23 protein-coding genes are annotated in these 23,927 nt (G+C 37.9%); 9 read left to right on the top strand and 14 right to left on the bottom strand.

The window, feature by feature from the left end; genetic code table 11:
* Nucleotides 1-496: 496 nt before the first annotated feature.
* Genes A5849_RS04940 through A5849_RS04920 form a run of 5 tightly spaced genes read right to left on the bottom strand, consistent with a single transcriptional unit; the run spans nucleotide 497 to nucleotide 4,857 of the window.
* Complete coding sequence (locus tag A5849_RS04940; protein ID WP_002347765.1) at nucleotides 497-1,570, bottom strand: ABC transporter substrate-binding protein; 1,074 nt, start codon at nucleotides 1,568-1,570, stop codon at nucleotides 497-499.
* Nucleotides 1,567-2,394, bottom strand: a complete 828-nt coding sequence (locus tag A5849_RS04935; protein ID WP_002308417.1) for an ABC transporter permease — start codon at nucleotides 2,392-2,394, stop codon at nucleotides 1,567-1,569. Before A5849_RS04935 ends, A5849_RS04940 begins: the two co-directional genes overlap by 4 nt.
* Nucleotides 2,395-3,201, bottom strand: coding sequence for an ABC transporter permease (locus tag A5849_RS04930; RefSeq protein WP_002287038.1), 807 nt, complete (start codon nucleotides 3,199-3,201; stop codon nucleotides 2,395-2,397). It abuts the gene before it with no gap.
* 11 nt (nucleotides 3,202-3,212) lie between these two features.
* On the bottom strand, nucleotides 3,213-4,298 hold the full coding sequence (locus A5849_RS04925) for an ABC transporter ATP-binding protein (protein WP_002308416.1): 1,086 nt from the start codon (nucleotides 4,296-4,298) through the stop codon (nucleotides 3,213-3,215).
* 16 nt (nucleotides 4,299-4,314) lie between these two features.
* Nucleotides 4,315-4,857, bottom strand: coding sequence for a helix-turn-helix domain-containing protein (locus A5849_RS04920; RefSeq protein ID WP_002308415.1), 543 nt, complete (start codon nucleotides 4,855-4,857; stop codon nucleotides 4,315-4,317).
* Between the two features lie 268 nt (nucleotides 4,858-5,125).
* Between A5849_RS04920 and A5849_RS04915 the strand changes: the two genes are divergently transcribed.
* The 6 genes from A5849_RS04915 to A5849_RS04890 all read left to right on the top strand — a co-directional run bounded on the left by A5849_RS04915 (nucleotide 5,126) and on the right by A5849_RS04890 (nucleotide 9,766).
* Nucleotides 5,126-6,115, top strand: coding sequence for an oxidoreductase (locus A5849_RS04915; protein ID WP_002308414.1), 990 nt, complete (start codon nucleotides 5,126-5,128; stop codon nucleotides 6,113-6,115).
* Complete coding sequence (locus A5849_RS04910) at nucleotides 6,112-6,849, top strand: phosphopantothenate--cysteine ligase (protein ID WP_002308412.1); 738 nt, start codon at nucleotides 6,112-6,114, stop codon at nucleotides 6,847-6,849. Before A5849_RS04915 ends, A5849_RS04910 begins: the two co-directional genes overlap by 4 nt.
* The gene (coaC, locus tag A5849_RS04905) at nucleotides 6,846-7,397 is read left to right on the top strand and encodes a phosphopantothenoylcysteine decarboxylase (protein ID WP_086309982.1); all 552 of its coding nucleotides are present in this window, start codon (nucleotides 6,846-6,848) and stop codon (nucleotides 7,395-7,397) included. The genes A5849_RS04910 and coaC overlap by 4 nt, the downstream gene beginning before the upstream one ends.
* A gap of 16 nt (nucleotides 7,398-7,413) precedes the next feature.
* The gene (locus A5849_RS04900; protein ID WP_002308409.1) at nucleotides 7,414-8,046 is read left to right on the top strand and encodes an ECF transporter S component; all 633 of its coding nucleotides are present in this window, start codon (nucleotides 7,414-7,416) and stop codon (nucleotides 8,044-8,046) included.
* 84 nt (nucleotides 8,047-8,130) lie between these two features.
* Nucleotides 8,131-8,778 carry an NAD(P)-binding oxidoreductase gene (locus A5849_RS04895; protein ID WP_002308407.1) on the top strand — a complete coding sequence of 216 codons (648 nt, stop codon included), beginning with the start codon at nucleotides 8,131-8,133 and terminating at the stop codon, nucleotides 8,776-8,778.
* 4 nt (nucleotides 8,779-8,782) lie between these two features.
* Nucleotides 8,783-9,766 (top strand): NAD(P)H-quinone oxidoreductase, encoded by a 984-nt coding sequence (locus A5849_RS04890; protein WP_002312163.1) that lies wholly within the window; start codon nucleotides 8,783-8,785, stop codon nucleotides 9,764-9,766.
* 335 nt (nucleotides 9,767-10,101) lie between these two features.
* Here A5849_RS04890 and A5849_RS04885 read toward each other — a convergent pair whose 3' ends face one another.
* Nucleotides 10,102-11,616, bottom strand: coding sequence for a flavocytochrome c (locus A5849_RS04885; RefSeq protein WP_002347763.1), 1,515 nt, complete (start codon nucleotides 11,614-11,616; stop codon nucleotides 10,102-10,104).
* A 138-nt stretch (nucleotides 11,617-11,754) separates the two neighbouring features.
* On the opposite strand from A5849_RS04885, the gene A5849_RS04880 reads away from it, so the two are divergent.
* Entirely contained in the window at nucleotides 11,755-12,561 is an 807-nt protein-coding gene (locus A5849_RS04880) for a hypothetical protein (protein ID WP_002347762.1), read from the top strand.
* 174 nt (nucleotides 12,562-12,735) lie between these two features.
* Here the strand turns inward: A5849_RS04880 and A5849_RS04875 are convergent, their stop codons facing one another.
* The 5 genes from A5849_RS04875 to A5849_RS04855 all read right to left on the bottom strand — a co-directional run bounded on the left by A5849_RS04875 (nucleotide 12,736) and on the right by A5849_RS04855 (nucleotide 19,425).
* The gene (locus A5849_RS04875) at nucleotides 12,736-13,305 is read right to left on the bottom strand and encodes a GNAT family N-acetyltransferase (protein ID WP_025478025.1); all 570 of its coding nucleotides are present in this window, start codon (nucleotides 13,303-13,305) and stop codon (nucleotides 12,736-12,738) included.
* A gap of 82 nt (nucleotides 13,306-13,387) precedes the next feature.
* A complete protein-coding gene (locus A5849_RS04870; protein ID WP_086309981.1) occupies nucleotides 13,388-15,454 on the bottom strand; it encodes a bacterial Ig-like domain-containing protein in 2,067 nt (688 codons plus the stop codon).
* Nucleotides 15,455-15,719: 265 nt separating this feature from the next.
* Nucleotides 15,720-17,198 carry a helix-turn-helix domain-containing protein gene (locus A5849_RS04865; protein WP_002347759.1) on the bottom strand — a complete coding sequence of 493 codons (1,479 nt, stop codon included), beginning with the start codon at nucleotides 17,196-17,198 and terminating at the stop codon, nucleotides 15,720-15,722.
* A gap of 298 nt (nucleotides 17,199-17,496) precedes the next feature.
* On the bottom strand, nucleotides 17,497-18,432 hold the full coding sequence (gene murB / locus A5849_RS04860; protein ID WP_002347758.1) for a UDP-N-acetylmuramate dehydrogenase: 936 nt from the start codon (nucleotides 18,430-18,432) through the stop codon (nucleotides 17,497-17,499).
* 72 nt (nucleotides 18,433-18,504) lie between these two features.
* Complete coding sequence (locus A5849_RS04855; RefSeq protein ID WP_002308395.1) at nucleotides 18,505-19,425, bottom strand: Gfo/Idh/MocA family protein; 921 nt, start codon at nucleotides 19,423-19,425, stop codon at nucleotides 18,505-18,507.
* A 112-nt stretch (nucleotides 19,426-19,537) separates the two neighbouring features.
* Between A5849_RS04855 and A5849_RS04850 the strand changes: the two genes are divergently transcribed.
* Together A5849_RS04850 and A5849_RS04835 are read left to right on the top strand one after the other, a co-directional pair.
* Nucleotides 19,538-20,290 carry an exodeoxyribonuclease III gene (locus A5849_RS04850; protein ID WP_025478023.1) on the top strand — a complete coding sequence of 251 codons (753 nt, stop codon included), beginning with the start codon at nucleotides 19,538-19,540 and terminating at the stop codon, nucleotides 20,288-20,290.
* Between the two features lie 620 nt (nucleotides 20,291-20,910).
* Nucleotides 20,911-21,444, top strand: coding sequence for a 3'-5' exonuclease (locus A5849_RS04835; RefSeq protein ID WP_002291442.1), 534 nt, complete (start codon nucleotides 20,911-20,913; stop codon nucleotides 21,442-21,444).
* A gap of 247 nt (nucleotides 21,445-21,691) precedes the next feature.
* On the opposite strand, the gene A5849_RS04830 is transcribed toward A5849_RS04835, so the two are convergent.
* From A5849_RS04830 to pta, 3 genes are all read right to left on the bottom strand, one after another.
* Nucleotides 21,692-22,216 carry a GNAT family N-acetyltransferase gene (locus A5849_RS04830; RefSeq protein ID WP_002345305.1) on the bottom strand — a complete coding sequence of 175 codons (525 nt, stop codon included), beginning with the start codon at nucleotides 22,214-22,216 and terminating at the stop codon, nucleotides 21,692-21,694.
* Complete coding sequence (tsaE, locus tag A5849_RS04825) at nucleotides 22,209-22,682, bottom strand: tRNA (adenosine(37)-N6)-threonylcarbamoyltransferase complex ATPase subunit type 1 TsaE (RefSeq protein ID WP_002308391.1); 474 nt, start codon at nucleotides 22,680-22,682, stop codon at nucleotides 22,209-22,211. The genes A5849_RS04830 and tsaE overlap by 8 nt, the downstream gene beginning before the upstream one ends.
* Nucleotides 22,683-22,806: 124 nt before the next feature.
* Nucleotides 22,807-23,787, bottom strand: coding sequence for a phosphate acetyltransferase (gene pta / locus A5849_RS04820; protein ID WP_002312157.1), 981 nt, complete (start codon nucleotides 23,785-23,787; stop codon nucleotides 22,807-22,809).
* Nucleotides 23,788-23,927: the final 140 nt, after the last annotated feature.

The raw sequence follows: 23,927 nt of genomic DNA, 5'->3' as shown, positions 1-23,927 counted from the left end.
GAATTTAAACAATTATGATCTTTATTATGTATGTAGAAAAACGGTGAAACAACAATAATGAATAAAAAGAAGATATTTAATGACCAAGTAGTAATAGATTCCGTCAAAATAAACAAAAATAAGGAGTTGAAAGGCAATAAATTACACTGAGCTATCAGTTACAGGACTCACTTTTTCTGAGTTAAACTGAGAAATTGGATACTAAAAAGTACTAAAGCTAAAAATTTAGAAGCTTTAGTACTTTTTATTTTCTCTTTATTTCTGTCTTCATATTCCTACCAACTGATACATGAAAAACTGTGACGACGTTTGCTACAATATTTTCAGAAAAAATCAAACCAACTTTGTTTATTGTTCTTTCTATATATCAAATTATCCCCTACCTTATGGAATTTTCAGCCGCTTTTGGTAGAAAATTGGAAAACTCAAATAGAAAAAGGTCGCTTTTTCTCTATTTAGAAGGTTGATAAATCCCCATTCTTACTGAGTTTTGTCATCATTTCCGATACATCTTGAATTCTAAGAATAGATCATTATAGATGCCTAGGTATTTCGATCCTAGATCTTCGTAGACTTCAAGATGAGAGATCGTGTCATCAGATGGATAAAATTGTTCGTCCGACGAAATGTTTTTTGGCAATAACGCTTTTGCTTTTTCATTTGGTGTAGAATAACCAATATACTCTGCATTTTGTGCCGCGTTTTCCGGTTCTAGCATAAAGTTGATGAAGTCATAGGCACCTTCTTCATTCTTCACGGTTTTTGGCATAACGATATTATCAAACCAAAGATTGGACCCTTCTGGTGGGATCACGTAATGTAAATGTTCATTTTCCCACATCATATCGGCAGCTTCGCCAGAAAATGTTACTGCCACGGAAGCTTCTTCATTGATCATATACATTTTGATCTCGTCAGCCACGATTGCTTTGACATTTGGTGTTAGATGATTCAATTTATTTGCTGCTTCTGTCAGCTGTGCCATGTTCTTACTATTCAAAGAATAGCCTAAACTATTCAAAGAAAGCCCCATAACCTCTCGTGCACCATCAATCAGCATCAAACTGTCTTTCAATTCCGGCTTCCACAAATCATCCCAATGCTGGATTTGATCTGCATCAAAGAATTTATCATTATAAACGATCCCTAAAGTTCCCCAAAAATATGGAATCGAATACTGATTAGCTGGATCAAAATCCAAATTTAAAAATCGTGGATCGATATTATTTAATCCTTTGATCTTTGAATGATCTAAGGGTAGCACTAGTTTTTCTTTGATCATTTTTTGGATCATATACTCACTAGGAATAGCGATATCATAGTTTGTTCCACCTTGTTGGATCTTTGTGAACATCGCTTCATTAGAATCAAATGTTTCATAATTTACTTTGTACCCATATTCTTTTTCAAATTTCGTGACCAAACTAGGATCGATATAATCCCCCCAGTTATAGATCGTCAGTACCTTCGCTCCACTCATGCCACTTGTTTTTTCAAGTTGACGTACACCAAGCAGCAGCACCGCAATAATGATGAGAATACCTAAAAACAGAGATTGTAATTTTTTCATCGTAGCCGTGCCACCCCCTCGCGTACTCTTCTGTTTTTCTTCAACCGTTTTGGACGGTTTTCTTTACTAATGAAGTAGTAACCAATGACCAATATCATGGAGAACAAGAAAACTAATGCACTTAGCGCATTGATTTCTAAACTGATTCCTTGTCTTGCACGAGAATAAATCTCTACTGAGAGCGTTGTAAAGCCATTTCCTGTGACGAAAAACGTAACCGCAAAATCATCAAGAGAATAGGTAAATGCCATAAAATACCCAGCTATGATCCCTGGAGAAAGATAAGGCAAAATGATATTTTTGACTACTTGCAAATTATTCGCACCAAGATCTCTAGCCGCATCAACCATTGAATCGTTCATTTCTTGCAATTTTGGCAAGACCATCAAGACGACGATTGGAATGCTGAAAGCAATATGGGAAAGCAATACACTCTGAAAACCTAATCCGAACCCTAGTAGTGTAAAGAAAATCAAGAAACTAGCACCGATAATAACATCAGGAGAGACTAATAAGATGTTATTCATGCTCAACAACGCTGTCCGTGCACGTCGTTTCTTCGTGTAATAGATCCCCATAGCCCCAAATGTCCCGATGATCGTGGCGATCAATGCAGATAAGAAAGCCAACATGAACGTATTCAATACGATAATGATCAAACGAGTATCTTCAAAAACAGCTTCATAATTTTCCCAAGTGAACCCTGTAAAGCTGTTCATCGTTCCTCCTTCATTGAAGGAATAAAAAATCAGATAGAAGATCGGTGCATATAAGAATAAAAAGACGATCCCTAAATAAAGATACGACCATTTAAATTTTTTCATTTATGAGCGACCTCCTTTTTTCTTCTCGCCTGTCAGGAGCATCACGATAAACATAGCAATGATTAAAATCACACCGATCGTAGAACCCATCCCCCAGTTTTGCGTAACCAAGAAATGCTGTTCGATAGCTGTTCCTAAAGTGATCACTCGGTTTCCACCAATCAGACGAGTGAGCATGAATAAAGAAAGAGAAGGAATAAAGACTGCTTGGACGCCGCTTTTCACACCATTTAATGATAATGGAAAAATCACTCGTCGGAAGGTCTCAAAGCTATTCGCTCCTAAATCTCTGCTGGCACTGATCAAAGAAGGATTCATCTCTTCCAATGCATTGAAAATCGGCATAATCATAAATGGAATCTCGATATACGTTGCGACGAACAAGAAACTGAAGTCTGTGAACAATATCTGTTTCGGTCCGATCCCGATAAAATCAAAGAAATGATTCACGCTGCCGTGAACACTGAAAATTCCAATAAATGCGTAAGCTTTAAGCAGCAGATTCACCCATGTAGGCAAAATAATCAACATCAGCCATAATTGCTTGTGCTTCAGTTTTGTTAAAAAATAAGCAGTCGGGTAACTGATGATCAGTGTAAAAAACGTAATCAAAAATGCATACCATACAGAATTGATCGTCATAGAAAGCGATGTCCCCGACGTAAAATAAGATAGATAGTTATTCAGCGTGAATTGCCCATTCATATCAAAAAAAGATTGATAAATGATCATTAATACAGGCGCGATCACGAATAAACCGAGCCACAAAATATAAGGGACGGAATAGATTCTGCGCATTGTTTTCATTCATGTCCCCCCTATTCTTCGTAACTGTCAAGACGTGCATCGAATTCTTCTTCAGACTCGTTGAAACGCATGACATGGATATCTTCTGGCTCAAAGGCCAATCCTACTTTGCTTCCTTCTTTAGCTTTTTTCGTCGAATGGACCATCCATTCATTTTGCTGTTCATCATAACAGATGATTTCATAATGGACACCACGAAACAGCTGAGTATCGACCGTTACGACTAGCTTTCCTTTATCTGGTGTCGTGATCGTCAAATCCTCTGGGCGTAAAACAACTTCAACTGGCTCATTCGGGCGCATCCCGCCATCGACACATTCAAATTGCTTACCAACAAACTCAACTAGATTATCTTCGATCATCACACCGTCCACGATATTGCTTTCCCCAACAAAATCAGCAACGAAATGATTGATTGGCTCATCATAAATATCTACAGGCGTACCACTTTGGACGATTTTCCCTTTATTCATGACAAAAATCTCATCACTCATCGCCAACGCTTCTTCTTGATCATGAGTCACAAAAATAAACGTGATCCCTAATCGTTGTTGCAGATCCCGCAGTTCATACTGCATATCTGTACGTAGTTTCAAATCAAGCGCCGATAACGGTTCATCTAGTAACAATACTTTAGGTTCGTTCACGATTGCTCGTGCAATCGCTACACGCTGTCTTTGACCACCAGACATTTCACTGATCTCCCGTTTCTCATATCCAGGAAGCTGGACCATACGCAATGCATCTTTTACCTTCTTTTCGATATCAGATTTGGACATTTTTTTGATCTTCAATCCAAAAGCAACGTTATCAAAAACATTCATATGAGGAAAAAGTGCATAATCTTGGAAGACGGTATTTACTTGTCGCTTATTAGCTGGCAAATCATTCAACCGTTTCCCTTCAAAATAGATGTCCCCTTCTGTAGCTTCAGTGAATCCAGCTATAATACGTAGAATCGTTGTTTTACCACAGCCGGAAGGACCAAGCAGTGTATAAAATTTTCCTTGTTCGATCTCAAAACTTACTTTTTTTAATACTGTTTCATCATCATAACGTTTCACTACTTGATCAAATGAAATGATTGGTTTCCCCACGTTTTTACCCCCTATATTACAAATATGATTGTGTCGCGACAATCAATACTTTTGTTCGTTTTTTGAGATGATTCCTTAATTGATGTTGTTTTGTCGCTTGATAATAGATCGACTGTCCTGCTTTTGCCACATAGATCGTCTCTCCTAAGCTTAACTCTAATTCCCCTTCTAATACAAAAATAAACGTTTCAGATAATGAAGGTTCAAACGTCTTATATTCTCCTGCACCTTCAAAAGTTAGTAAAACAGGCTCCATTTCTTTTTCATTCGAATCAGCCACCAGCCATTCCAATTCATACCCGTTTTCTTCATCGAAATAAACCGTATGATCTTCTTTTGAATAAACCACTTGCAGATTCGCTGCTTCTTGATGAAAAAATTCTTCTGGAGTGACACCTAAGACTTCAAGAATAGAAAAGAATGTTTCCATTGATGGTGAACTTAAATCTCGTTCCAACTGGGAAATATACCCTTTTGACAAATCTGTGCGTTCGCCTAGTTCTTCTTGTGTCAAATTCTTTTGGATGCGCAAATTTCTTAACTTCTCACCAATTTCCATAATTTCCTCCGTATGAAGTTTTCTAATAGTAAACTTCTGGTTTACTACCACTCGTATTAGTATACGAATTTTATTGCAAAAGGCAACCCTTTTTAACATTTTTTTTGCTGAATATTTCTTTATCTTTTCGAATCATTTCTACTTATTCGATTCTTTCTTTTTTCTGCCTCTTTCACCTAATTTTTGTCTAAATTTAAGGAAGAACCAGAATAAAAAAGTAGGCTTTGTGGTATGATAAAAGAAAATTTTTAAAAGGAGTGTCTCACGAATGAACGCTTTTCGATCTTTTCAGGTAATAAATGAACCTGTTTTCCATACAGCAGTCAGTGATCTGCCATTTACTGAATTGGCTGAAAATGAAGTCTTGGTAAAAATTGCCTATTCTGATGTCAATTATAAAGATGCATTGGCAATGAGCGAGTCTGGTCAGGTGATACGAACATATCCAATGACTCCAGGGATTGATTTATCCGGAACTGTCGTCCAAAGTAAAGATACACGTTTTTCAGAAGGAGATCTTGTACTTGCTACTGGTTTTGGGCTTGGTGTCACCTATCCAGGCGGTTACAGCCAATACCAAAAAGTACCAGGAGACTGGTTAGTCCCTCTACCGAAAAATATGACACTGCGTCAAGCGATGATTTTTGGTACAGCAGGTTTTACTGCTATGTTGTGTGTGAACGCTTTAATCCGTCAAGGCATAACCTCCAATAAAAAAGTTGTCATTACTGGTGCTTCTGGCGGTGTAGGCAGTGTAGCTGTCGCCCTGTTACATAAACTCGGATTCCAGTCAATCATCGCTTTTTCCAGAAAAGAAGAGTCTGTCACATGGCTAAAAAGTTTAGGTGCTACTCAAGTCGTACGTCCTGATGAATTTCTGCCAGAAACAACAAAAGCTTTAGGAAAACAGCAAATCGATGCTGTCATCGACACAGTAGGCGGTGAGCAACTAAGTAGTCTTCTTCCATTGATCTCTTATAACGGTGTAGCAGCTTTATGTGGTAATGCAGGGGGAATCAAACTAAACACGACCGTTTTGCCTTTTATTCTGCGAAACATCCAATTGATTGGGATCGATTCTGTCAATGTACCTATTGAACAACGTCCTTCTTTATGGCAACAGATGGCAGATTTGCAGATAGCAGATGATCTAGTCGCCCAAGAAGTAACTCTGGAGCATTTGCCTGAAACAGCAACTAAACTACTTGCTGGGACACATCAAGGAAGAACACTGGTAAATGTAGGTGACCAAAAATGAAGGTTCTGATCACAGCTGGAGGGACAACTGAAAAAATCGATCAGGTACGCGCTATTACGAATCATTCGACAGGACGATTAGGACAAGCTTTAGCTGATCACTTAGCTGCCAACCCAGATACCACAGTCGATTACGTGACTACGAGACAAGCACTGAAACCGGAAAGACGTTCCAATATAACGATCTATACGATTGAGTCTGCCCAAGACTTGTTTTTACAATTAGAAGCACTCACAAAAAAAGAACACTATGATGCAATTATCCACAGTATGGCAGTCAGTGATTTTACTCCTGCTTTTAGTTTTTCAGAAGAACAGTTGGCAAAAAAACTACCCGCTTCTTCAACACAAGAAGAACTGGCCAATTGGTTTGCAGAAAATGAACAAATAAAGAACTCTGCTTCAAAGATCTCTTCTGACACCGAGCATCTTGTGCTCGTTTTGAAGAAAACGCCAAAAATCATTTCTTATCTGCGTGAATGGCAGCCGAAAGCGAAAATCATTGGTTTTAAACTATTAGTAGACGTACCAAAGGAATCTCTTCTTACAGTCGCCAAAAACAGTCTGATAAATAACAAAACTGATTTTATTTTCGCGAATGATTTGACAGAAATCCATGGCGAGACACACCACGGTTATCTCTTATCTAAAGATGGGACAGTGGAAGAAGCACAAAGTAAATCAGAGATTGCTGCATTGATTACTGAAAAAATTAGATTGGAGGAATCAAAATGAAAAAGATCTTATTAGGCGTTACCGGAAGTATTTCTGCTTACAAAAGTGCCGATCTTACAAGTCAATTTGTCAAATCAGGTGTCCAAGTAGATGTGATTATGTCTCAAGGCAGCACACATTTTATCACGCCATTAACCTTGCAATCTCTGTCGAAGCGAGCAGTCCATACAGATGTCATGCAAGAATCAAATCCACAGGTGATCAATCATATCGAACTAGCCAAACAAGCTGACTTGTTTCTCATCGCACCTGCTACGGCAAACATTATCGGCAAGCTAGCAAACGGCATTGCAGACGATCTCCTTTCAACAGTCGCAATGGCGCTTCCGGCGGGAACACCAAAACTGATTGCCCCTGCCATGAACACGAATATGTATCAAAACCCGATCACTCAGCGTAATCTGGAAACATTGAGATCTGTCGGCTATCAGGAAATCGAACCAAAAGAATCTCTTTTAGCTTGCGGAGATTTTGGAAAAGGTGCCTTAGCTGATATTCAGACGATCATCGAACAGGTCATGCTGACTCTTAACGAAAGAAATGTTTAGTGGAAAAGGAGTACTTATGAAAAATACAAAAAACTTTACTTTGACTGCGATGTTTTTAGCTATTTTGATTTTATTAGCTGTTACGCCTCTAGGGTTTATTCCTATTGGCCCAATAAATGCAACAACCATGCATATACCTGTAATCATTGCTTCGATCGTTTTAGGACCAAGACTAGGTGCTTTTCTTGGCGGTACATTTGGACTGATCAGTATGATTCGAAGTACGGTTATCCAAACACCTTTGTCTTTTGTCTTTTCTCCGTTCATCCCAGTCATCGGAACTGAACATGGAAGCTGGAAAGCCTTGTTGATCGCGTTTATCCCTCGGATCTTGATTGGTGTTGTTCCTTATTTCGTTTATAATGGTCTGCGCAAACTGATGAAACAAAAAGCAGATACCGTCTCTTTATTCTTAGCAGGACTTGCCGGCTCATTGACCAATACGATTTTAGTGATGAATATGATCTACTTTTTATTCCAGCAAGATTATGCCAAAGTCATCGGGACAAATTTAAATGCTGTTTATTCAGCTATTCTTGCAGTTATTTTTACAAGTGGCGTACCTGAAGGAATCGTCGCTGGCCTTGCGACTGCGGCAGTATGCAATGTCTTGCTAAGATACTTCAAGCGCCCTTCTCTTCATCACTGATAGTTATCGTAGCCGATGTCTGATTTTTTTCTCTTTTGGTGTTACTATTAAATAGTAAGATTTGACGTCGAAAGGATGATCCAAATGAAAATTTTTGTTGTAGGTGCAAACGGACAGATTGGCCGACACCTGATAAAAGATCTAGCTTCAAGCTCCCACGAAATTTTTGCTGGGGTAAGAGATGTCGCTTCCCAGACATTAGTAAAAAAAGAGAATGTTTCGTATGTCTCTTTTGATTTAACTTGGTCCGTGGAAAAAATGGCTGAAGCATTCAAAGGTATCGATGTATTGATTTTTGCTGCCGGTTCTCAAGGAAAGAATCTTCTGCAAGTAGACTTGGATGGCGCAATCAAAACAGTGATCGCAGCTGAAAATGCGCATGTCTCTCGCTATCTGATGGTCAGTGCTGTTTATGCGGATGAACCAGCAAAATGGCCTGAGTCCATGACAGATTATTATATTACTAAACATTATGCAGATGAATGGCTGAAACGAACTAACTTAGATTTTGTCATTCTTCAACCAGTCACATTGACGAACGATGAAGAAGTTACTTCCATTCAATTAACTAAGCCTAATGAGAAGGCATCAAAAACGATCACTCGCTCTACAGTTGCTGCTGTACTTGCCGCTCTAGTGGAAGAAACGGATATTTCCCGTACGACTCTAGTACTTTCTGAAGGTAGCAAAGAGTTGAATACAGCATTCCAAGAATGGGCAAAGGAGGAATAGATCCATGCGTGCCATTTCAATCAAGCATCCTGGTTCTGTAGATGTATTAGAACAAATAGAAGTGCCTGTTCCTGAACCAAAACAAGGCGAATTATTGATAAAAGTCCATACAGCAGCGGTCAATCGAACAGATATCATGAAAAGAGAATCAGTCTCTTTAAAACCTCCCTACCCTATTTTGGGTGTCGAAGTAGCTGGAGAGGTAGTTGAGAATAAAAGTGATATCTCCACTTTTACTACTGGAACAAAAGTGTACGGATTAGTCAATCTAGGTGGTTATGCTGAATATGCTGTGATGCCTGCCGATCGAGCAATCCTTCTCCCTGATACGTTAGATTATGTTTCTGCTGCTGGAATCTCAGAAGTTTTTCTGACTGCTTATCAAACACTTTATTGGCTTGGAAAATTACAAGAAGGCGAAACTGTTTTGATCCACGCAGGAGCAAGTGGTGTTGGAACAGCAGCGATTCAATTAGCTAGACAACTTTCTCACGCGAAAATCATCGTTACTGCAGGATCAGAAGAAAAGCTCGCCTTTTGTAAAGAACTTGGTGCAGATGAATTGATCAACTATAAAAAACAAGATTTTCAAGAAGAGGTAAGAAAAATCACTGATGGTCGAGGAGTCGATGTTATCTTGGATTTCATCGGCGCTTCTTACTGGGAAAAGAATTTAGCTTCTATAGCCGTTGATGGACGCTGGGTCTTGATTGGTATGCTTGGCGGAACCATTGTGCCTGAGATAGACCTTGGTGTATTGATTGGGAAACGTGTCCAACTTCTTGGTACATTATTGACACCTAGAAGTGATCAGTATAAAGCAGAGCTCGCACAAACTTTTATGGAAAAAGCGGGGCCTTTTCTAGAAAATGGCAAGATTCGGCCAATCATTGACCGTACATTCCAATTCAGCGAAGTCAAACAAGCGCATGAATATATGGAAGCAAACAAAAACATCGGAAAAATCATTTTGAAGATAACTGAATAAAACCATGCTGATCAAAAAAGAGGCTGGAATAGAAGCGTTTAACTCCAAGAAATAAGAAAAAATTCTCGAAAATTGCTTTTCAAATTTTTGTGAATTTCAGCTTATTTCCGAAGGAGTTGCTCCTGCTTCCGCCGTTTATACGTGTTTAGAGCGTGAGACAAAAGTGTTCTTTACTTTTGTCTCACGCTCTTTTTCCGAACAAACGGTGTTCAATCAGCTGACCCTCGGTATTCGCTCAACAAACGGCAAAATATGAGGAACTATTTTTTCGTTTGTTTCCCTAATACTCAGGTCAAAACACCGATTTCACAACCTCTTTTTATTTACGTTCTATTTCATTCATTTTCCGAAGCAAACCGAGCAGCTTGTATGCCCGCTTGTCGCCCAAAAATAATGATTTCTGCAACTGAGTTTCCACCGATCCTATTGTCTCCATGTAATCCACCTGTGACTTCTCCGGCAGCATACAACCCGCTGATCGGCTGATTTTCTTTATCCAATACTTCGGTATTCGTATTGATTTTCACACCCCCCATCGTATAATGAATCCCTGGCGCGATTTTGATTGCATAATAATTTGGAGACGATAGATCATGTTCCATGGCTGTGGCACGATTGAATTGAGCATCTTTTTTCTTGGCAACATCCGCATTCCATCCATCAATTGTTTTTGCTAATGTTTCTTTTGGCAAATCAATTTTTTCTGCTAATTCTTCCATTGTTTTTCCAGTTGTGACATATCCTTTTTGGTCATAAAATTCGATGGCAGTGGCACGATCACGCACGCCTTGATCAAAAATCAAATACGCTGATTTTTCAGGCAACGCTGTGATGGTTGCAGATACTTTATCCCTTGTATCCATTTCATTCACAAATCTTTTGCCTTCTTGATTTACCAAGATTGCTCCTTCTCCGCGAACCACTTCACCGATCAAGATTCCCTCATCCTGTTGCACGGTTGGATGAATTTGTATTTTATCCATGTCAACGGTTTGTCCGCCTAACTTTTCGATCATGGTAATACCATCTCCAGTTGATCCTTCTTGATTTGTCGTAATATAATCAGCTAAATCAGGACGATATCTTTCAATAAATTCTTTGCTAGCACCAAAACCGCCTGTAGTGACGACGATTGCTTTACCGGTGATTTTTTTTGGTTCTTCTCCTTGGACATGTACAGTCACTTCATTGACTGTTTCGCCATTTTTCTTAATATCTGTCACATCTGTGTTGACAAAAATCGGTATTTTTCGCTCATGGACGCTGTTCAATAATCCATCCACTAAATATCCACCGATAGCCGAGCCATCAGACGGACGATGCGTCCTCTTCTCACCCATCCCTCCAGTGATCGTTAAATTATCTAGTTTGATCCCATTTTGATCCAACCAATCGATTGCATCAGCAGAGTGATTGACAAAGTAACGAAGCAGTTCTTTATCATTTGTTCCTCCGCCACCTTTTAGCGTTTCTTCATAGAATGCCTCATTGGAGTCTTCGATTCCCTCTTCTTTTTGGAATTTGGTTTCAGAAGCGTTCATTCCGCTTGATGATTTAGACGTATTTCCTCCGGCAACAGGCATCTTTTCGAAAATCACTGGGTTCAAACCAGCATCTTTTGCTTCGATAGCGGCTGCCATCCCTGCACCGCCAGCTCCCACGATTACGATATCATAAGATTCTTTCATTTCTTTTGGATCGGTATATGCTTGTTTAGAAGCACCTGATGACACTTCGGCAGATTCCTTCGTACTAGAACTTGTCTGTGCTGTATTTTTCTGATCTGCGCCACATGCACTCATGGCAAGAAGCGAAACCGCCGTTAATAAACCAACAACTAATTTTTTCATGTTTATCCCCCTTTTCTCCTTATGCCTATATTAAGTGATTTTTTTCACAATATCAACTCTGTTTTTCTTTAAGACATATAGTTTTGGTAAACACGCGCTTCTTAGTATAATTAAGGATATACATGAAGGAGTTATTTTATGAATCATTTGAAAACCTTTTTTACGAACAGTACAAAAACTGCTGGCAGAATCACAAATGGAATCTATATTTTATTACGTATCATCGTCGTTATTATGTTGGTTGATCAGATTTGGAACCAACATTGGGGAAATACGATGCTTTTATTATTGACACTGATTTTATTTGAAATTCCTTATTTTCTGGAAAAGATATTAAAGATACAGATTCCAAATATGTTAGAAATCATATTGTTATCTTTTATTTTCAGTTCAACGGTTTTAGGAGAATTAAGCGATTTTTATGGCTATTTTTCAATGTGGGATACTTTTCTACATGCATTCAGCGGATTTTTAGCTGGGGGTGTCGGTTTTTCACTTGTTTATTTGCTCAATAAAAATACAAAAACGATGAACTTGACTCCTCTGTTATTAGCAGTCGTTTCCTTTTGTTTTTCGATGACAGTTGGTGTTATGTGGGAGTTTGTTGAATTTTCAGCAGATAAATTGCTACAATTCGATATGCAAAAAGATACGATCATCCAGCAAATCAATAGTGTGGAGTTAAGCAAAGACGGAAACACTGTCTATCATGTTCCTGATATCACTCGGACAGTCATTGAAAGTCAGAATGCAGACGGTAAAACAGATAAAATAATCATCCAAAATGGTTATTTAGATGTAGGAATCATAGATACTATGAAGGATTTATTTGTTAATTTTATTGGAGCAGTCGTTTTCAGTATATTTGGTTACTTGTATAGTCGAAATGATTACCAAAAATTTACTTTCATCAAGAATTTTATTCCCAAAAAAATCAAACGATAAAAATTCTAAAAAAATAAGAGAAGAGGCAGTGACAAGACTTTCGTCACGACCTCTTCTTTTTCGAATAAATAGCGTATCATTAGCTAGCCAACAGGATGAATTCAAAAACAGTAAGATAGAAAGAACTACTTTTCCGTTTTTCTTCTCATATTGTGAGCTGATTTCACCATTTTTTTATTTATCCAATTGACTTAAAACCTGCATAACCTTTTCATAATCTGAATTAGGTGTGCCATCTAGATTTTCAGCAATAAAAGAAAAACCCATTTTTTTATAAAGAGCAATCGCCTGATGGCTCCATGTCTGTGTGTGAAGATAGATTGGTCCATCCGTATGGAGGGTAGGAAATTCTTGTAAGACTTTAGCAGTCAATGCTTTTGCGAGCCCTTTTCCTTGGTAAACTGGTTTAACTGCCAACCAATGAAAAACCGGATACATTCGCTCTCTTGATTTTTTTCGCCAAGCGGTACAGGTTGCTACTTTTTCTCCATTTTTTGTCTCTACAAAAAACATCCTTCTTTCAAGTTCTTCAGGATAAGGAGCAAAGTTTTTTTGAAAATACTCAAGTGCTTCACCTGTCGTTTGAAATTCCCCAACGGAAGTTTCAATCTCTGACCAAGCAGATTCGTCCCCTTTTTGATAGGTTCGAAATTCAAAGCCTTCCGCTAAAGGCGTCATTGGCACAGGCAATTGAAATGGTCTTGTCATCCAGATTTCTGCGTAAGGCAACGTTTTATCTAACATTTTTCTATCCCTCCTCGTATCCATTATGCCAAATAACAGATAACTCAGCTACTTATTTGACTATAGCAGATAGGGGGATGAATCAGAACCATTCATCTGCGTCAAATTCATTTCGATTAGCGTATACCCATGTTCCTGCCATACCTCGCATGACATCTCCTAAAACGGAAGAAGAAGGGACGCCTCCACCAGGTGCGGGTGTTCCCGGACTAGGAAGCGGTACTTGCGGCTGCAGATGCTCATTGGTGGAATCAATAGTTGACAAGCGTTTTTTCTTCGTTTCCTTGTGGTCATCTGATTCATTTTGATCTTCCGACTGTTTAATAACAATTTCTTTTTCTGATTGTTGTTGTTCTATTTTAGACTCTAACATTTCATTTTCCGATTCAGAAACTTGTGGGACCAAATGATCTTCTTGCCCTATCGTTTTGTTAGATTCTGAGCTTTTTATAGATATTCTTACTGGTTCTAGGCTTCTTATTTGTTTTACTTTCCCTGTTGGAGAAACTGCATGAGCCATTTGTTGTTTTTTTTCTGGCAAGCTTTCTTCTTGTCTTTTTTGTTCTTTTTGGTTTATCTGTTTATTTAATGGTAAAACATGTAATAGCGACTGAGCACAGAGTTCTTGGAGTGAATACGGATCATGATAACTATACATAATCGTAAAATCGCCTGTTTGTTTGGTCAAATAACCATCCTCCAATGGTTCTCCGTTGATTGTGACCTCTACATCATTTGACGGTACGGGTTTACCTAAGGAGTTTGTTGCGGATTTGATCAACTCTTCTTTACTTATTTTTTCATTCGGCTGAGCAATAACAACATGACCTTCTAATGAACTATTATCCGGTACATAAACATAAGTGAAGGTAATTTTCTCTCCTGATTGCTTCCTATTATTCATCAGTTTTGAGTGAATAGCTTCAAGAATCACCGACCAGTTACTGTTTCTGTCTAATCCGTTTGCTTGCATCCAGTCAGAAATAGAAGTGACTTTTCCGTCTTGTTCATAAGTCGACAAATCTACATTCGGCACTCGATCAGAAAATTCAGCAGGGAGTTGTAAATCTGGAATAAGTTCTACACTAGTTATGCGTGTTTCTGCTTGCAGTTCTTTATTCGTTTGACGATCAATAAAATGAGTGATGACAGTCGATGAAACAGCAGGTGCTTCTACATAAACGACAGCTGTTGTTTCCACTATTTTTGATGTAAGAGGGTCTGCATAAGTTAATACGACGGGATATTCTCCCGGTGTGGTAGAATCTACTGTCCCGCTCATTTTGATTTCTTCTTTATTCCCTGAAGTTCCATCGCTTTTTGTTACATATTCGATAAGAGCTTTAGGGTCGTAATTCTCTCCTGTTATTAGATGAAGATCTTTTCCTTTGATAGCTGTTTGATCAGCATGAACATGAATCACAGCAGATGCAGTCATTGTTTTTAAAGCAATTGGATCAAAATAAGACAAGTCAATAGTAGATACTCCTGGATTTGTCGTGTCTATGATATTCCCATTGTTTGAAATTACTTTGGACATATCTCCTTGTGTTCCATCTGCATTCCTCAAGCTTTCTACCAGATCCGATATCGAAATTTTTGTCCCTGCCAGAACGTCGATTTCCTTCCCTTCGAACTGTGAATAATCTTTTCCATATACATAAGAGACTTGTGCACTTCCACCGTCCTTCACACCTGTCAAAGCATGATTTAAACTATCAATGATCTGTTTTAGCTGATCACCTTTTGTTGGATCAGTCATACCGGAAAAGACAGAAAGCGGCACGCTACTTCCAGTTTCTGATGTCCATAATGTTTTGTAAGGAATTAACCAATAGTGGTTTATCGTTGGAGGATAACTGACTTTATTATAGGAATTCAAAGAAGGAAGTAGCTGTGTTCCACTTACATCAGTGAAAGTATGGGTAATAGTAATAGGAGAATCAGTCGTCTCAGAGACAGATGTACGTACGATTTTGATGGTTTGTGTCGTTGCCTGAACGGGTACATTCATATAGACACCTACAGATAAGCTGATCAGCATCGTACGCATCACAAATTTGACGTAGCGGTTTTCAGAACACGATCGTTCTTTGTCTAAACGGCAAGCGTGTTTATTTAGTTTTTTAGGTTGTCTTTTTGAACACATTTATTCTTAGTCCTCCCTACTCTTGCCTCAGCATGAAGTAGTAATTTTCATAAGATGATTTTATTATATAGATAAAATCAAAAAAAGATGGTCAATTGGGACAGTATTTTTCTTGATTTTTTATTATTTAAAGAAAATCGTAATAATAACTTATGTACTTTTTAATTTTGTCAAGCAATATCTCTCGATATCTAGTCATCTTTTCTTTGAAAAAAAACATAAATCAGCTAATAAATAGGTGAGACAAAGTTGTCATCCATAAATATTAGCTGATTTTTTCAGTTAAATGTCTATTTTTTTCTCTGATAATGATATTCCCAAAATATTCCCAGTCATCTGGAGTCGGCGGATTTTTCCATATTATCTGCTCTTTGTTGAATTTTTCAAGCAAACAATCAGATAAATAAATATCCGTACGGGAAGTGATTCGACTTTCAATCACAATATTGTAATTTTTAAATTCCTTCACTTGAGAAATAATATAAGCGGTATAGGCAGATCCTTGAGAAAAATCAATACAGACATGGATTGGTGATTCAAAATAAGAGACTGGACAAATACCGACCAATAAAAAAAGATAATCATAAAATAAGCGAATCATGAAACGTTCATCTTTTTCCAAGAAATAGTGTTTATTATCTTGTATGACATTTTGGATCGCTGTACTGAATATTGGATACGTTTCGAAGAAAAACTGCAACTGCTTTTTAGACGTAAAACTAGTCATCTCAAAGTCGAATATCCAATTTTTCCGATTGACATGCATCATCCCCATACGAAGTTCTTTTCGTATATGGAGTCTTTCTTCTTCAGAAACTTCAGTTGAAAATGGTAATTGATCAATCAATTCCACTGACATTTTTTGACTAACCATATGGATATCATGGAAATGAGCTTCTGCAAGTCCAAACGCACCATCTAATTCAAATTCTTCTTCCGTAATCAAAAATAACATGATATAAGAAATCTCATCAATAATCTGCTCTTTAGGGATATGTAGAAAAGAAATATGCGATAAATCCTTAATAATCTTCATTCCTTCTGAGCTCTTAAAGTATTCATCTGAAAAGAAACGTTTTCCTATTGGTTGATTTCCATAAATCCTCAACAAACTAACAGTAGTTAGCAAATTGAATTTGATTCGCTTTGTGGCAGACAACTTTAAATTGAACAGATATTCAAAATATTGCACGATACTTTTTGCTTCATTCATGACGCTTTCTCTAAATGGCATAGAAAAACCATTAAAGACCCCAAAATATACCCCAAATAATACGTTCCGTATGTTTATTTCTTCCCCAACTAATATGTTTTTCTTTAACTTTATTTGATGCTGTTCAAGAAAAGAGACTAATTCTCTTCTTTTTACATAAGCTCTTGATATGCTTAAAAAATGGTTCTCTGCAAATTTTTCAATTGTTACTTTTGAATCCACGATCTCCGTTAACAGTCGAGCAATTTTTGATCGTTGAAAGTAGATTCTTCTTAAATTTTTGATATCCGTCAAATTTAGCCGTTCAACATGAATCTCTCCTTCTTCTGAGATTTGGATCTCTGGCTTTGATTTGAATTCAGAAAATTCTTTATTTAATTCTATGATATAATTTCTTGTTTTAAATTTAGATAAACCTAATGTTTCATATAACTTAGACAACACGACGTAATTCTTTTTCTCAAATTCTAAATATCTGGCTAACAGCAGTTTTTCTCTATCTTCCTCTTCGATAAGGTAATCCAACTTCATATCCTACACCTCAAAAAAATGCCTCATACCAATCACTTGATATGCAGATGAAAGTTCATCTTTTCACCTATACTGATTTTATGATGGATTACACCTGTTTTTTCATCAGTTATTCACATTTTTTATCTTTTTTTTGAGAATATTGCAAAAAATGGAAAAATTTACGGGAAAATATTCTATATTTTTTGTTTTATTGTGTTAAAATGTACAAGATTTGCACCATTTGCGTAAACAACCACAAAAAAGAGCAGGGCGTCCTCCGTCCTGCTCTTTTACTTATTTTAAGTGCAATTACTTATTAATTCGCTAAACTTCTGCTTGTTTCTGATAGTGCTTGTTTCTCTCCAATGATCCGCACTTCTGTTTCTAAAGACACATCAAATTTTTCTTTGATCACTTCTTGGATGTGCGCAATCAATTCAATATAATCTGTCGCTGTCGCATGATCGATATTGACGATGAATCCTGCATGTTTTTCAGAGATTTGTGCACCGCCCCATTTCAGACCTTGCAATCCTGCTTGCTGGATCAGCTGACCCGTATAATGTCCTACTGGGCGCTTAAAGACACTGCCGCATGAAGGGTATTCTAATGGCTGTTTGGATTGACGCAATTCTGTCAACTCATCCATTCGTGCTTTGATTGCTTCATAATCCCCTATTTGCAAACTGAATCGAGCTTCCAATACGATAGCACGTAGCTCTTGGATTTTACTGTGACGATAAGAAAATACCATTTCTTCTTTTGTCAAGGTTTTCAATGTTCCATCTTCAAGCAAAAGATCCACTTCAGCAAAAACATCTTTGATCTCTCCGCCATACGCACCTGCATTCATATAAACCGCTCCACCGACACTTCCCGGGATGCCGCAAGCAAATTCAAATCCAGTCAATGATTCGGCCAAAGCTGCATAAGTCGTATCAATCAGTGAGGCACCTGCTTCCGCAATGACCATCGTTCCTTTGACATGAATCTGTTTCATTTCAGTCAGCATGATGACTACACCACGGATCCCACCATCTTGAACGATCAGATTGCTTGCGTTTCCTAGTACCATCCAAGGTATATCATGGATTCGGCAATAATCGATGATTTGCTTTACTTCTTCTTGCTTTTTCGGGAATGCAAGGACATCAGCTGGTCCGCCTGTTTTCGTAAACGTATAGTTCATCAATGGTTCATCAAACAATAAAGTGATCGTGGCTAAGCTTTCAACTATTTCTTCTTTATTCACTGAGGATTTTCCTTTCTTTTCTCAAACGTCCCCATTATTCTATCACGCTTAATACAATCTTGCCAGTCTTGTTCAAAGTTGATGACGGTAGTGCTCTTTAAGCACTTCCTCGCATAATTCATGACTTCTTACAACTTCTTGCTGCTTAAGCAGTTCTGCTTCCGGTTTACCTGAACGTATCTGAGATAAGAAGGCCTCTACCATTGGCTCAAACCCGCGTTTGACTAGCGTGTTCGTCCAGTCGCCAAATTCTTTCACCTTTTTTCCATCAGCATCTTGAATGACAAGCTGGGTCAGGTCGCTTACTTCATAAGTACCATTCTTACTTGTTACTTGATATTTTTCTGTATTAGCACCACTTGCTAGATCCATCGTTAATAGAGCCGTTTGATTTTGTGTTTCTAATTGTAAAATGGCATATTCCAAATATTCCTTTGTTTCTCTTATCTGATATTTTGTTCTCAAAATGGGTTCATCCAATAAATACACCGCTGTATCAATGAGATGTAAAAATAAATCATAAAAGACGAATTCTGTCGTCTCTTTTGCCGCTATTCGATTTTTTTGCAGTTGGATCAGCCGCTTCTCTGGGATACGTTTCAATTCTTCTACCATAGGAGCAAAGCGTCGGTTAAAACCGACCATCAAGATCACTTGGTTCTTATCAGCCAATTCTTGCAATTCACGCACTTCGTTTAGATGGACACTCAACGGTTTGTCAATATAAACATGGATACCATTTTCTAGACATCTTTTTGCTAGCTCATAATGTACTTTTGTTGCTGCGTGAATCATGCATGCTTCGATTTTTTCTTCTAAAAGCTCATCGATCGTTTCATATAGATGTTGGAACCCATATTCTTTTTGGATTCTTTCTTTTGTTTCTTTATTTCGTGTTGCAAAATAAAAATCAACTGTTCCTTGTTTTTTCGCATAGGTTGGTAAATATGCTTTTTCTGCAATATTCCCTACACCGATTACACCAATCTTCATCGACTTTCCTCCTGGATCATTTAGTTACTTTCATCTTACACCATTTTTTACTAAAATAAGGTACAATAGTATCGCAAAGGTAAGGAATTTAATTTGAAGGAGTGTGCTTTTATTGAAATTTATCTCTTGGAACGTCAACGGGCTTCGTGCCATCGCAAATAAAAATTTTTTAGAAGTTTTTCATGAGTTAGACGCCGATTTTTTCTGTTTGCAGGAAACAAAGCTCCAAGCAGGACAGATCGATTTAGATCTTCCTGGTTATTATCAATATTGGAATTATGCGGAACGAAAAGGCTATTCTGGTACAGCCATTTTTGCTAAAGAACCTGCATTGAATGCCACTTACGGAATGGGTATCGATATCCACGACACAGAAGGCCGTCTGATCACTTTGGAATATTCCGATTTCTTTCTTGTAACTTGTTATACGCCAAATTCTCAAAGTGAATTGAAACGTTTAGATTACCGATTAGAATGGGAAGAAGCCTTTTATAATTATCTAGAAAATTTAAAGAAACAAAAACCAGTCATCGTTTGCGGGGATCTAAACGTCGCGCATCAAACGATCGATTTGAAAAACTGGAAAACGAATCAAAAAAATGCTGGATTCACTCCGGAAGAAAGAGCGGCTCTTTCTCGACTGTTGGATAACGGGTTTATCGACACATTTCGTTATTTTTATCCAACCCAAGAAGGTGTTTACTCTTGGTGGAATTACCGATTCAATTCAAGAAAAAACAATGCTGGTTGGCGGATCGATTACTTTTTGACGAGCAAAGATTTAGCGCCAAGACTGGCTGATGCAAAGATCCATACGGACATTATGGGCAGTGACCATTGTCCAGTAGAATTAGATTTGAAATAAAGAGGTTGTGAAAAAGCTGTCCTGCATCAAGTAATAAGAACAGCCAAACAAAAATAGCTCCTCCTATTTTTCTTTTGGTTGGGCTTATTACCGCAGATGCAAGCTTTTGAACACCGTTTACCAAGAGGTTGTGAAAAAGCTGTTTAGTTTCGAGTATTAAGAAAAATTTTGTGAAAATGGCTTTCCACATTTTTGCATAAATTTGGCTTAATACCGAGAAACTGGCTTTTGAACACCATTTATTGAGAGGTTGTGAGCCTGCCGTTTAACTCTGAGGCACAAGGAGCAATTTCAAAAAACAGCTTCTCATGTTTGTTGGATATTGTGACTTGTGACTGAGGAGTTGGCAGGAGAACACCGTTTATCAAGAGGTTGCGAAATCGGCGTCCTGATCTGTGTATTAGAGAAACAAACGGCAAAATAGTTCCTCATATTTTGCCGTTTTGTGAGCTGATACCGAGAAGTCATGATCCTCTCGTCTAACTCCGAGTCGCAAGGAATGAGTTCAAAAAATAGCTTTTCTCTACAAAAACTACATAAAAAATCCTATGTTTTTTGTTAAAACTATTTGTTTTTTTCAAAAGTATGTTACAGTAATTTCCCAAGGAGGTTTTACAGAAATGAATTTTGTTGCCATGGATTTTGAAACTGCCAATCATCAGCCTTATAGCGCTTGTTCTCTTGCGTTAGTCATGGTAAAAAACAGCCAAATCGTCGATGAATTCTATACATTGATACAGCCTGAAACTCCTTTTTTCTGGCGAAACGTCCAAATTCACGGAATCCATCAAGAAGACGTACGCAATGCGCCGAAATTTCCAGAAGTCTGGCAAACTATCCAACCATATTTTCAAAAAAATCGTTTAGTCGTTGCACATAATGCTGCTTTTGATACAAAGGTCTTAGCAGGTTGTTTAGATTATTACCACCTCGAACAGCCTAATTATCTTTCTTTATGTACAGTGAAAAGCAGTCGTCGCTTGTTTCCTGAATTTCCAAATCATCGATTGAACACTGTGTGCGAAAATTTGAACATCCAATTAGATCATCATCATGATGCATTGGAAGATAGTCGTGCGTGTGCGGAAATCCTGCTTTATCAAGAAAAAAAATTCGGGACAGATCCATTGAAAAAACTCGTGACTATAAAGTAAAGCAATCATTTACTTATGAAACGCACAAAGAGGTTGTGAAATCAGCGTTTTGACCTGATTATTAGAGAAACAAACGGCAAAATAGTTCCTCATATTTTGCCGTTTGTTGAGCGAATATCGAAGGTCAGCTGATTGAACACCGTTTATTCAAAAAATGGACTGCGTCACGACTTTTGTCACAGTCCATTCATACGTTTTTCTGCCTTCCCAAAAGGATGACAGTTTCTTAACTCTTTTCTTATTTTTTCTATTCAATCAAATAACTCATTTTATATACATCTAAAAATTCACCTAAATCTGTTCTTGCCCCTCTAAGCATGACCGCTTCGATTTGGAAACCCATTTTCTGGTAAAGGTGTACGGCTCTTTCATTACGAACTTGAACATCCAGCTCCAATCGAAAAAGTACACCCATTTCCTTCACCCAATTGATGATTTCTTCTAGCATAAGAGTACCTAGTCCCATTCCCCAATATTCCTGCAGGATACTGATACCGACTTCTCCCACGTGAGATAAACGAAATTGACTGTCTGCTTTGACTGATGCTGTTCCAACAATCGTCCCCTCATTGATAGCAAGCAGCAATAAATTATTGTTGCTTTCGTACATATAACTCAACTCTTCTGATAAAGTTTCTGGGGGTAAAAGAAGTTCAGCTTCATCTAAAGCTAAAAATTCTGTCTCGCTATTGACTTGTTCCATCATCGAAAGAATATCTTTTGCATCATCTGGCACTGCTTCCCGCAAGATGATTCCAATTTCTTCACTCATGGTTTTCAACCCATTTTTCTAGGATTCGCTGTTTGAATGTTTCACTTTGTTCACCATATGAGATTAATTTCACATAACGCTTTTCTAAATCTGTATCACTTTTTTCTAAAATCAGTTCCAAATAATCTTCTGGCAGTGCTTCTTCTAATAGGTTTCCCCATTCGACAACGGAAAGCCCATCTCCTTCAAAATATTCATCTAACCCTAAGTCAGCTCCGCTAGCTGCTACCCGATAAATATCCATGTGATACAACGGAATCCTGCCTTGATTATATTCTCTAATAATCGTGTATGTCGGACTTTTGATCATTTGCGTTATTCCCAGTCCTTGGGCGATACCTTTCGTCAATGTTGTTTTACCCGCACCTAGATCACCAGTCAATATCAGATTATCACCTGGCATGGCGGAATGACCAATTGCCTCTGCAAATTGTTCTGTCATTGTTAATCCTGATAGTTCGATCATTTTTCATCTTCTCCCGCTCTTCTTTCTTTTTGCCAGTATATCGCGTAATGAAGTTTTTTTAAAGAAAAAAACGAACTAGCCAAGAACAGCAGCTGCCGTTTTTGGACTAGTCCATGTGTATTTGTTAATCAATCAATGTTTGTGCTGCTGTGATAATCGATAATTTATATACGTCTTCTTCATTTGCCCCACGAGACAAATCAGAAACCGGTTTATTCAAACCTTGCAAGATTGGTCCGATTGCTTCAAAGTTACCAAAACGTTGAGCAATTTTATAGCCAATATTTCCTGATTGCAATTCTGGAAATACAAAGACTGTTGCTTGACCAGCTACTTCTGAATCTGGCGCTTTCAGTTGTGCAACTGAAGGAACATAAGAAGCATCAAATTGCAATTCGCCGTCGATCAAATATTGTGGTGCTAGTTTTTTAGCGATTTTAGTGGCTTCAACTACTTTGTCTACTTCTGGCGATTTCGCTGAACCTTTTGTCGAGAAGCTCATCATCGCCACTTTTGGTTCGATATCGAACAGTTCAGCTGTTTTTGCAGAATCTACAGCGATTTCTGCCAATTCTTGTGCAGTTGGATTCACATTGATTGCACAATCAGAAAAGACGTATTTTTCTTGGTCTCTTCCACGTACCATGATCATCGCACCACTTGTCCGACTGACACCAGGTTTTGTTTTGATGATTTGGAGTGCTGGACGAACAGTGTCACCCGTCGAATGGATTGCTCCAGAGACCATGCCGTCTGCAACACCCATATACGTAAGCATCGTACCAAAGTAATTCACATCTTTTAAAATCTTTTCTGCTTGTTCTTTGGATGCCTTTCCATTTCTACGTTCGACAAATGCATCTACCATTTCATCCCACTTATCATAAGTATCAGGACTAATGATCGTAAAGCTAGATGTTTTGATTCCTCTGGCATGTGCTGCATTTCTTATTTCTTCTTCGTTTCCTACTAAAATGGGTTCCACCAGTTCTTCTGCTTTCAACCGGGCAGCTGCACCTAAAATTCGAGCATCAGTAGCTTCCGGGAAAACGATTTTGATCCCACGGCGAACAATCTTAAATCTTAAACTATCAAACAATTCCACAAGATGACCTCCAGACGTTTTTATATGTATTATCATACACTATTCCATAAAAAAAGAACAGTTTATTTTATCTGTATCAGTCAAAAATGCCGGAAAAATGAAGTTTTTCACATATATGGCAAACTGCGCTATAACAGGAA

Source organism: Enterococcus sp. 10F3_DIV0382 (genome assembly GCF_002140245.1).
In the GTDB taxonomy this organism is placed as follows: domain Bacteria; phylum Bacillota; class Bacilli; order Lactobacillales; family Enterococcaceae; genus Enterococcus_B; species Enterococcus_B lactis.
This window is presented reverse-complemented; position numbering and strand designations above follow the sequence as displayed.

What these genes read in the sequence shown, in the direction of transcription:
- A5849_RS04920 (WP_002308415.1), bottom strand. Translation starts at nt 4,857, where the DNA reads ATGGAAATTGGTGAGAAGTTAAGAAATTTGCGCATCCAAAAGAATTTG.
- A5849_RS04870 (WP_086309981.1), bottom strand. Translation starts at nt 15,454, where the DNA reads ATGTGTTCAAAAAGACAACCTAAAAAACTAAATAAACACGCTTGCCGT.
- A5849_RS04865 (WP_002347759.1), bottom strand. Translation starts at nt 17,198, where the DNA reads ATGAAGTTGGATTACCTTATCGAAGAGGAAGATAGAGAAAAACTGCTG.
- A5849_RS04855 (WP_002308395.1), bottom strand. Translation starts at nt 19,425, where the DNA reads ATGAAGATTGGTGTAATCGGTGTAGGGAATATTGCAGAAAAAGCATAT.
- A5849_RS04930 (WP_002287038.1), bottom strand. Translation starts at nt 3,201, where the DNA reads ATGAAAACAATGCGCAGAATCTATTCCGTCCCTTATATTTTGTGGCTC.
- A5849_RS04885 (WP_002347763.1), bottom strand. Translation starts at nt 11,616, where the DNA reads ATGAAAAAATTAGTTGTTGGTTTATTAACGGCGGTTTCGCTTCTTGCC.
- A5849_RS04915 (WP_002308414.1), top strand. Translation starts at nt 5,126, where the DNA reads ATGAACGCTTTTCGATCTTTTCAGGTAATAAATGAACCTGTTTTCCAT.
- A5849_RS04900 (WP_002308409.1), top strand. Translation starts at nt 7,414, where the DNA reads ATGAAAAATACAAAAAACTTTACTTTGACTGCGATGTTTTTAGCTATT.
- A5849_RS04835 (WP_002291442.1), top strand. Translation starts at nt 20,911, where the DNA reads ATGAATTTTGTTGCCATGGATTTTGAAACTGCCAATCATCAGCCTTAT.
- A5849_RS04830 (WP_002345305.1), bottom strand. Translation starts at nt 22,216, where the DNA reads ATGAGTGAAGAAATTGGAATCATCTTGCGGGAAGCAGTGCCAGATGAT.
- A5849_RS04910 (WP_002308412.1), top strand. Translation starts at nt 6,112, where the DNA reads ATGAAGGTTCTGATCACAGCTGGAGGGACAACTGAAAAAATCGATCAG.
- A5849_RS04940 (WP_002347765.1), bottom strand. Translation starts at nt 1,570, where the DNA reads ATGAAAAAATTACAATCTCTGTTTTTAGGTATTCTCATCATTATTGCG.
- A5849_RS04880 (WP_002347762.1), top strand. Translation starts at nt 11,755, where the DNA reads ATGAATCATTTGAAAACCTTTTTTACGAACAGTACAAAAACTGCTGGC.
- A5849_RS04935 (WP_002308417.1), bottom strand. Translation starts at nt 2,394, where the DNA reads ATGAAAAAATTTAAATGGTCGTATCTTTATTTAGGGATCGTCTTTTTA.
- tsaE (WP_002308391.1), bottom strand. Translation starts at nt 22,682, where the DNA reads ATGATCGAACTATCAGGATTAACAATGACAGAACAATTTGCAGAGGCA.
- A5849_RS04875 (WP_025478025.1), bottom strand. Translation starts at nt 13,305, where the DNA reads ATGTTAGATAAAACGTTGCCTTACGCAGAAATCTGGATGACAAGACCA.
- A5849_RS04890 (WP_002312163.1), top strand. Translation starts at nt 8,783, where the DNA reads ATGCGTGCCATTTCAATCAAGCATCCTGGTTCTGTAGATGTATTAGAA.
- A5849_RS04895 (WP_002308407.1), top strand. Translation starts at nt 8,131, where the DNA reads ATGAAAATTTTTGTTGTAGGTGCAAACGGACAGATTGGCCGACACCTG.
- coaC (WP_086309982.1), top strand. Translation starts at nt 6,846, where the DNA reads ATGAAAAAGATCTTATTAGGCGTTACCGGAAGTATTTCTGCTTACAAA.